Here is a 7,920-nt window from a genome sequence, read left to right as displayed (position 1 = left end):
GGCCGAGACGCCGGCCGCGTGTCCCGCGTCCCCGGTCCGCCCGACGGCAGGCCCGGCCTCCGGCGACAAGCGCGGCTGGCTGTCCGATCTGCTGACGCGGGCCTCGCTCGACGACGAGGACGAGGCCGGCGTCGCCGAGCCCCCCGTTCCTGCCCCGGGCACGTCGAAGGCCGCGGTGGAGACCGGTCGGATCGCCCTGGAGACGATCTCGGCCGACATCGCGCGGATGATCGACCACCGCACGGCGGTCGACCTGTGGGAGCGTTATCGTCGCGGCGAGCCGAACCTGTTCGACATCAAGATCTACACGCCGCAGGGCAAGCAGACCTTCCTGGAGATGCAGCGCCGCTACCGTGCCGACGCCGAGTTCCGCCGCACCGTCGACCGCTACGTCAGCGAGTTCGAGCGCCTGCTCGGCGACGTGGCCCGCAATGACCGCGACGCGGCCCGCGCCGACGCCTACCTGACCTCCGAGACCGGCAAGGTCTACACGATGCTCGCCCATGCGAGCGGGCGGTTCGAGGGCGCCTGACGTCTGCCAGACGCGAGAAGGGCGGCTCCATCGGGGCCGCCCTTCGTTTGTCCGATCACAGGAGCCCGAGACCGACCAGCTCGCGGCGCAGGGCCTCGGGCATGGCGGCGAGGTCGGCGGCGGCGCCGATGCCGAGGTCCCCCGGCGCATCGCGCTGGGTCAGGTAGCGCCAGCCCTGGAACGGTCGGCACGGCCGCGGCGTCACCGCGACGATCGCCGGATCGAGGACGAGGCGGCAGCGGCCGATGCCGTCGTCGCCGATGACGAGGTCGATCGCGGTGATCGCCTGGCGGCAGCTCAGCGTGCCCTTGATCACCCAGTAGATCGAGCCGTGCCCGGCGATCTCGGCCCGCCGCTTCGGGACCATCCGCGTGGTGTGGACCGGCGCCGGATCGGCACCGAGCCGCAACGCCTCGTCGCGGAACCGGGATTGACGCGCCTCCAACTCGTCGATCGAGGCGGGGCCGACGCAGAGCTTGAGCAGGTGAAGGGCCACGATGTCGTCGGTCTCTCGCAGGCGCCGGGCGATGCGCGGAGGGTGTAACGCCGGATCATTGCGGCGAACGCGCGACCCTTCGTCCTGGCTACAAGTTCCGGCCGCGCGATCGTTGCTACGCGTCGGTCATCGCCTCGATCATGCCTTCGGGATCGCTCACGAACTGCCGCAGGATCCGGAAATGCTCGGTGTCCTGAAGGGCGACGGGCTCGAGGCCGTGCCGGCTCATCCGCAGCAGCCGTGCGCCGGGATGGGCCATGATGATCGGCGAATGCGTGACGATCAGCACCTGGGTCTGGTTGCCCGCCTCCATGCGCTTCAAGAGCTTGAGGAAGTCGAATTGCCGGTTCGGCGACAGGGCCGCTTCGGGCTCGTCGAAGAGGAAGATCCCGGGCTTGGCGCAGCGTTCCTCGAAGAACCGGATGAAGCCCTCGCCATGCGAGTAGGACAGGAAATCCGCGCTGGGGCTGCCGACCTCGTCGAGGTAGCGGGCGACGGAGAAGAAGCTCTCCGCCCGGAAGAACCAGCCGCGACCGACCTTCGGCAGCCAGCTCGCCCGGAGCACCCGCGCGAGGTCGCCGCCGCTGGTCTCGGCCGCCCGGGCGTTGTCGACGGCGCGGTAGCCCGCGCCGCCACCGCTCTCGTCGAACCCAGCGAGGACCGCGATGCCCTCCAGCAGGGTGGATTTCCCGACCCCGTTCTCGCCGGCGATGATGGTCACCGGACGATCGAACGCGAGCTCGAACCCGCCCTCCCGGAACAGCGGAATGCAGTAGGGATAGGCGTCGCGATCGTAGACCGCGTCGTCGGGCAGCCAGACCCGCTTCAGGTACGGCGGCGGCAACGACTTGTTCCGATACCTCGGCAACGCCCGGCCTCCGTCGCTTCGCCCCTTTGGCCCATAGGGGCGGCGATCTCACGGGGGCGCAAGCGGCGCGAGGCGCGATCCCGAGGTTCGGGGAACGCGTCGCCCCGCCGTGGTTCGCCGGCGCAGGCGCGGTCCCGGATCGGAGGGCGGTCTCGCTCGCACGGCGGAGCCCTAGCAGAACAGCGCCAGCTTCTCCTCGACGCTGAGCGCATCGATCTCGGCGAAGCTGAGCGCACGTTCCGCGGGCGGATGCGTTTCGGCGCTGACGTCGGAGGGGCTCGCGTCGGCAGCCCGGAACTGGAGGGCGTCGTCCTCGGAGGCGATCTGCGCCTCGAAATCGTCGGCCCAATCCAGCTCGGCCTCGACATCCGACGCCTCCGCGGCCGACTCGGGCTCCGGCTCGGGCTCGGGCGCCGAGGGCAGGAACACGATGTCGTCGTGGAGCGGCACCGCACCGGGTTCGATCGCGCGGAGAGCCGCATGCGCGGCGGCGATCACCGCCGGCGCGTCCATGCCGAGATAGCGGTCGACGTCGCTCTGATCGAGGTCCTCGGGCCGCGATTCGCGGGCCGGGCGCGAGGTCGCGTAGCCCGGCGCCGGCGGGACCGGAGCGCCGGCATCGCCCCAGATCGCCATCATCGCGATCAGGCGTTCCTCGAGATAGCGCAAGGTCTGCACGATCCGGCTCGTGCGCTGCGCCGTGAGGTCCTGGAACGAGCAGGCGGTGTAGATCTGCGTCGCGTAGCGGTCGAGGGCGTCGCAGGCCGCCTCGTCGATGCCGTGCTCGCGCAGCGACCACGCGCTTTCCTGAACCTGCTCGGCGGCGGTGAGGATGTCGGTGGTCGCCCGCTCGGTCGCCTGGACGATCGCGTCCAGCGCCTCCGAGGCGATGCCGAGGCGGGTCTGGTCGTGATCGGGATCGGTGATCGCCGCGATCTCGGCCTTGGTCCGGCTGATCGCGCTCGCCATCTCCATGATGTCGCCGCGGAAATGGCTGACCGCGTCCAGGCCGTGCCCGTCCGTGACCGCGGATTCGAGCCGCGCGATCGCGTCGAGCAGCACGGTCGTGTCGGCGCTGCGGTTGCGGCGGGCATACTCCGCGAGGAACCAGCGCCCGCGGGCGCTCCCGCTCATGGTCGCCTCGATGGCCTCGTACTCGGTCGGCTCGAAGGCCGTCAGCGAGTGGGAACCGGACATGATACGCGTCCTCGAAGGCGATAGCCTCGCGCGGTGGGACGAGACCCGGCTCCGGCGCAACTCTGGCAAGAGCGCAATTTGACAGGATCGGTTTAACGGCGGCTTACGGTGGCCGCTCCCGTCCCGATCCACCCTGCATCGATCCGAGACCTTGGCCGCGTCCCCGACTCTCGAGCCCAGCCGTTTCCGCCTGTCGCTCCTCTACGCGGTGGTCTTCGTCGAGATCGGCATCGCGATGCCGTTCATGCCGGTCTGGCTCGCCGCGCTCGGCCTCGACGCCTCGGTGATCGGGCTGCTGCTCGCCCTGCCGATCGCCACGCGCATCGTCGCCACCGCACCGCTGATGAGCCTGATCGATCGCGGCGTCGGCGCCCGGGCGCTGCTGCTGACGGGCAGCCTCGCCCTGGCGGCGACCTACGCCCTGATGCCGGCCGGCGCCGGGATCGGCTGGCCTGCGCTGGCGCTCCTCGTGCTGCTCAACGCGGTCGCCGGCGCGCCGCTGGTTCCGAGCATCGACTACCTCACCCTCGCCGCCGTCCGCCGGCAGCCGCGGCTCGACTACGCGCGTATCCGGATGTCGGGCTCGGTGGCGTTCCTCATCGCCAACCTCGCCGGCGGGGCGCTGCTCACGGCGATGGGCGAAACCCTCGCGGTGCCGCTGCTGCTCACAGGGCTGGCGCTGATCGCGAGCGTGGTGGCCTTCACCAGCCGCTCGGTCGCCGCGCCGGCGCCGGAGCACGCGGAGGGGCTTCGTCCACGGCTGCCGCTGCGCCTCAAGCTCTGCGTCGCCGCCGCCGCCGCGATCCAGGCGAGCCACGCGGCGATCTACGCCTTCGGCAGCATCCACTGGACCGCGCACGGCTTCTCGACCGCGACGGTCGGCGCGCTCTGGGGCGTCGGGGTGGTCGCCGAGATCGTGCTGTTCGCCTGCGTCGCCCGCCTGCCGGCCGCGTGGCGCACGCCGTTCCGCTATCTCGCCCTCGGCGGCGGGGCGGCGCTGGTTCGCGCCGTGGGGATGTACGCCCTCGGCGACACCTTGCCCGCGCTCGTCGGCCTCCAGGCCCTGCACGGGCTGACCTTCGGCGCGACGCAGCTCGGGGCGATGGCCGCCGTCTCCGCCTTCGCCCCGGACGGCGCCCGCGGCCGGGCACAGGGCACGCTCAGCGCCGCGAACGCGACGGCGGCGGCCGGCGCCACGCTGCTCAGCGGCTTCGCCTACCGGGCCGGCGGTCCCCTCGTCTTCCTGGCGATGGCGCCGCTCGCGGTCGCGGGCCTCGCCCTGACCGCGGCCGCCGCGAGCCGGGCCGCGGCCCGGGTCCCTGCCACCGGGCAGCCTCCGGTTGCGGTGCGGCACGATACGGACCGTCAACCCTAATCTGAACATATCGCGCAGGCAGACCGGCGCCGATCGAGGGACACAGGCTTCGTGCAGGCCAACGACACCACGCCGACGCATCGACTCGACCGGCAGCCCGCCGGCGCGACCATCGCGCCGGGCGACGGACGCGTCGCGCTCGACGGGCGCTGGACGGCCGACCAGGGCGGCGCGGTCGAGATCGCCGCGGCGCGGATCGCCGCCGAGGCCAGGAGCCGCCCCGTGATGGTCGACCTGAGCGCCGTCGCGCGCCTCGACACCCTCGGCGCCTGGGTGCTGGAGCGGACCCGCGGCGAGATCGAGGCGGCCGGCGGGCGCCTGAGCTATGCCGACGTGCGGCCTGAGCACCGCATCCTGCTCGGCGAGATGCACCTGCGCGATCCCGAGCCGGCCGCTCCCGTCCGCCAGGGCCGGGTCTTCGAGATGCTCGACGGCCTCGGCCGCCGCGTGGTCCGCGGCGGGCACGACCTGATCACGGGGCTCGCCTTCCTCGGCGAGGTGATCGCCGCGTGCCTGCGCGTGGCGTCGCGTCCGTCGACCTTCCGCGGCCGGGCCTTCGTCAACCAGATCGAGCAGGTCGCCTTCCGCGGCGTGCCGATCATCTTCCTGATCTCGTTCCTCGTCGGCGGCATCGTCGCGCAGCAGGGCATCTTCCAGCTCCAGCGCTTCGGGGCGGCGGCCTTCGTCGTCAACTTGATCGGGCTCCTGATCCTGCGCGAGCTCGGCGTGCTGCTCACCTCGATCATGGTGGCCGGACGCTCCGGCTCGGCCTTCACCGCCGAGATCGGCTCGATGCGGATGCGCGAGGAGGTCGACGCCCTGCGCGTGATGGGGCTCGACCCGATCGAGATCCTGATCGTTCCGCGCATCCTCGCCCTCGTCGTCGGGCTGCCGATGCTGACGCTGATCGCGGCGCTCGCGGCGCTGACCGGCGGCGGCCTCACGGCGATGGCCTATGGCGGGCTCACGCTGGAGCAGTTCCTGGCGCGGCTGCAGGCGGCGGTCGGCGTCCACCACGTCCTCGTCGGGCTGATCAAGGCGCCGTTCATGGCGCTGATCATCGGCATCATCGCGACGATCGAGGGGTTCGCCGTGGAGGGCTCGGCGGAATCGCTCGGGCGCCACGTCACCGCCTCAGTCGTCAAATCCATCTTCATGGTGATCGTCCTCGACGGGTTGTTCGCGGTGTTCTTCGCGGCGATCGATTTCTGAGGATCCGGTGCGAAACCCAGACGCCATGCCCGAGACGACCGAACCCGAACCGATCATCCGCGTCCGCGACCTCGTCGTCGGCTTTCGCGACCGCACCATCCTGAAGGGCCTGAACCTCGACATCCGCCGCGGCGAGATCCTCGGCTTCGTCGGCCCGTCGGGCCAGGGCAAGTCGGTCCTGACCCGCACGATCCTCGGCCTCGTCGCCAAGCGCTCGGGCACCATCGAGGTGTTCGGGCAGGACATGGACGGCCTCACCATCGCCGAGCGCCGCGGCGTCGAGCAGCGCTGGGGCGTGCTGTTCCAGCAGGGCGCGCTGTTCTCGGCGCTCACCGTGAAGCAGAACATCCAGATGCCGATGCGCGAGCACCTGAACCTGTCCGAGCGCCTGCTCGACGAGTTCGCGCGCCTCAAGATCGAGATGGTCGGCCTCAAGCCGGATGCCGCCGACAAGCTGCCCTCGGAACTGTCGGGCGGCATGATCAAGCGCGCGGCGCTGGCCCGCTCGCTCGCGCTCGACCCCGAGATCCTGTTCCTCGACGAGCCGACCTCGGGCCTCGACCCGATCGGCGCCGGCGAGTTCGACGAGCTGGTCGCGACCCTCAAGCAGACCCTGGGCCTCACCGTCTTCATGGTGACGCACGACCTCGACAGCCTCTACACCGCATGCGACCGCATCGCGGCGCTCGGCGACGGACAGATCATCGCCGCCGGCACGATCGACGAGATGCTGGCGCACGACCACCCGTGGCTGCGCTCGTACTTCCACGGCAAGCGAGCCCGCGCGATCGTCCCGGCGGCGCCGGTGCGGACGGGCGTCCCCGCCCATGCGTGACCGCTCGCACCGGGGGCGGATGCCAGCGCGCCGCGCGGGTGCGCCCGCGCACCGCACGAATGCCACAGCTTGGCGGAAGGCCTGAGATCATGGAGACCCGTGCGAACTTCGCCCTCATCGGCGCCTTCACCCTCGGGGTGATCCTGGTCGGCTTCGGCTTCGTGCTGTGGCTGTCGGGCGGCTCGTCGCGGCAGGTGAGCCAGGCGGTGCGCGTCGTGTTCTCGGGCAGCGTCGGCGGGCTGTCGCGCGGGTCGAGCGTGACCTTCAACGGCATCAAGGTCGGCGAGGTGACGGACGTCCACCTGCTGCCGCAGGACCCGCGCCGGGTCATCGCCGAGATCAAGGTGGCCCCCTCGACGCCCCTGCGCGCCGACACCCGCGCGCGCCTCGATTCGGCGATGCTGACCGGCGTCTCGGTGATCGCGCTCAACGGCGGCAACGCCGACGCGCCGGCGCTGGCGCCGGGCACGAACGGCGAGATGCCGACGATCTTCGCCGACTCGTCCGACATCCAGGACATGATGGCCGCCGCCAAGCAGATCGCGCAGCGGGCCGACGACGTGCTCCAGCGCCTCGACAAGCTGGTCGCCGGCAACGAGGGCGCGATCACCCGCACGCTCGCCAACGTCGAGAGCTTCTCGAAGACGCTGGCCGAGGCCGGGCCCGCCGTCTCGAGCCTGGTGAAGGCGGTGGACGGCAGCAAGCTTAACCGCGTGATCGACAACGCCGACCGGTTCTCGAGCGCGCTCGCGACGTCGAGCCCGGACATCGAGGCCGGCCTGCACGACGCCCGGTCGCTGGCGGGCAAGCTCAACGCCTCGGCCGACCGGATCGACGCCGTGCTGAAGGGCGCTGAGGGCTTCCTCGGATCCGCCTCGGGCGAGGCCGGCGCCAGCACCTTCACGCAGGTGCGCGAGGCCGCGATCTCGGTGCGCGACGCCGGCAAGGCGTTCCGGACCCTGTCCGAGAACCTGGACAAGCGCACCGCCAACATCGCCACGAGCTTCGGGCGGCTCAGCGGCACTGGCCGACGCGAGGTCGAGGCCCTGTCGACCGACGGGCAACGCACGCTCAACACCCTGAACCGCACGGTCCGGACGCTGGAGCGGGATCCCTCGCAGGTGATCTTCGGCGGCAAGCCGTCGTTGCCGGAATACAACGGTGGCCGCTGAAGTCGCGCCGTTCCGGGTCGATGTGCCTCGCCGCACGGCACATTTCATGCGGCCGAATAGTTTGAACGGCACAGCTTCATCCGTTCCCGGCCACCCGGCCGGGAACGTTCAGGTATCGCGTATGCTCCGTCCCGTTACCGGTCTGGCCCTGGTCGCCTCGCTCGTCGCCCCGATCCTCGGCGGCTGCGGCGGGGGCGCCGCGCCGCTGACCTTCGACCTCATGGCGCTGCCGG

General features: G+C 71.5%; 8 protein-coding genes. 5 read left to right on the top strand and 3 right to left on the bottom strand.

Translation table 11 applies throughout. The features are described from left to right. The coding region (locus FV230_RS21070; RefSeq protein WP_147843779.1) for a hypothetical protein at positions 1-532 on the top strand (532 nt) is incomplete at its 5' end. Positions 533-587: 55 nt separating this feature from the next. Here the strand turns inward: FV230_RS21070 and FV230_RS21065 are convergent. The 3 genes from FV230_RS21065 to FV230_RS21055 all read right to left on the bottom strand — a co-directional run bounded on the left by FV230_RS21065 (position 588) and on the right by FV230_RS21055 (position 3,093). Next, positions 588-1,028, bottom strand: coding sequence for a DUF1489 domain-containing protein (locus tag FV230_RS21065; protein ID WP_147843778.1), 441 nt, complete (start codon positions 1,026-1,028; stop codon positions 588-590). A gap of 115 nt (positions 1,029-1,143) precedes the next feature. Next, the gene (locus tag FV230_RS21060; RefSeq protein ID WP_246694942.1) at positions 1,144-1,872 is read right to left on the bottom strand and encodes an AAA family ATPase; all 729 of its coding nucleotides are present in this window, start codon (positions 1,870-1,872) and stop codon (positions 1,144-1,146) included. 195 nt (positions 1,873-2,067) lie between these two features. Then, positions 2,068-3,093: a hypothetical protein gene (locus FV230_RS21055; RefSeq protein WP_147843776.1), complete on the bottom strand. Its 1,026-nt coding sequence runs from the start codon at positions 3,091-3,093 to the stop codon at positions 2,068-2,070. A gap of 151 nt (positions 3,094-3,244) precedes the next feature. Here FV230_RS21055 and FV230_RS21050 point away from each other — a divergent pair, with 151 nt between their 5' ends. From FV230_RS21050 to FV230_RS21035, 4 genes are all read left to right on the top strand, one after another. After that, positions 3,245-4,468, top strand: a complete 1,224-nt coding sequence (locus tag FV230_RS21050) for an MFS transporter (protein WP_147843775.1) — start codon at positions 3,245-3,247, stop codon at positions 4,466-4,468. A 111-nt stretch (positions 4,469-4,579) separates the two neighbouring features. After that, complete coding sequence (locus FV230_RS21045; RefSeq protein ID WP_246694943.1) at positions 4,580-5,680, top strand: MlaE family lipid ABC transporter permease subunit; 1,101 nt, start codon at positions 4,580-4,582, stop codon at positions 5,678-5,680. 25 nt (positions 5,681-5,705) lie between these two features. Further along, positions 5,706-6,515: an ABC transporter ATP-binding protein gene (locus FV230_RS21040; RefSeq protein ID WP_187275573.1), complete on the top strand. Its 810-nt coding sequence runs from the start codon at positions 5,706-5,708 to the stop codon at positions 6,513-6,515. Between the two features lie 89 nt (positions 6,516-6,604). Then, positions 6,605-7,687 (top strand): MlaD family protein, encoded by a 1,083-nt coding sequence (locus tag FV230_RS21035; RefSeq protein WP_147729241.1) that lies wholly within the window; start codon positions 6,605-6,607, stop codon positions 7,685-7,687. Positions 7,688-7,920: the final 233 nt, after the last annotated feature.

Source organism: Methylobacterium sp. WL6 (assembly GCF_008040095.1).
Lineage (GTDB): Bacteria > Pseudomonadota > Alphaproteobacteria > Rhizobiales > Beijerinckiaceae > Methylobacterium.
The sequence above is the reverse complement of the archived record's forward strand: the minus strand, read 5'-3'. Positions and strand labels throughout refer to the sequence as shown.

Bases quoted from the DNA above. Each gene is read 5' to 3' on its own strand.
- FV230_RS21035 (WP_147729241.1), top strand. From the start codon at position 6,605: ATGGAGACCCGTGCGAACTTCGCCCTCATCGGCGCCTTCACCCTCGGG.
- FV230_RS21055 (WP_147843776.1), bottom strand. From the start codon at position 3,093: ATGTCCGGTTCCCACTCGCTGACGGCCTTCGAGCCGACCGAGTACGAG.
- FV230_RS21040 (WP_187275573.1), top strand. From the start codon at position 5,706: ATGCCCGAGACGACCGAACCCGAACCGATCATCCGCGTCCGCGACCTC.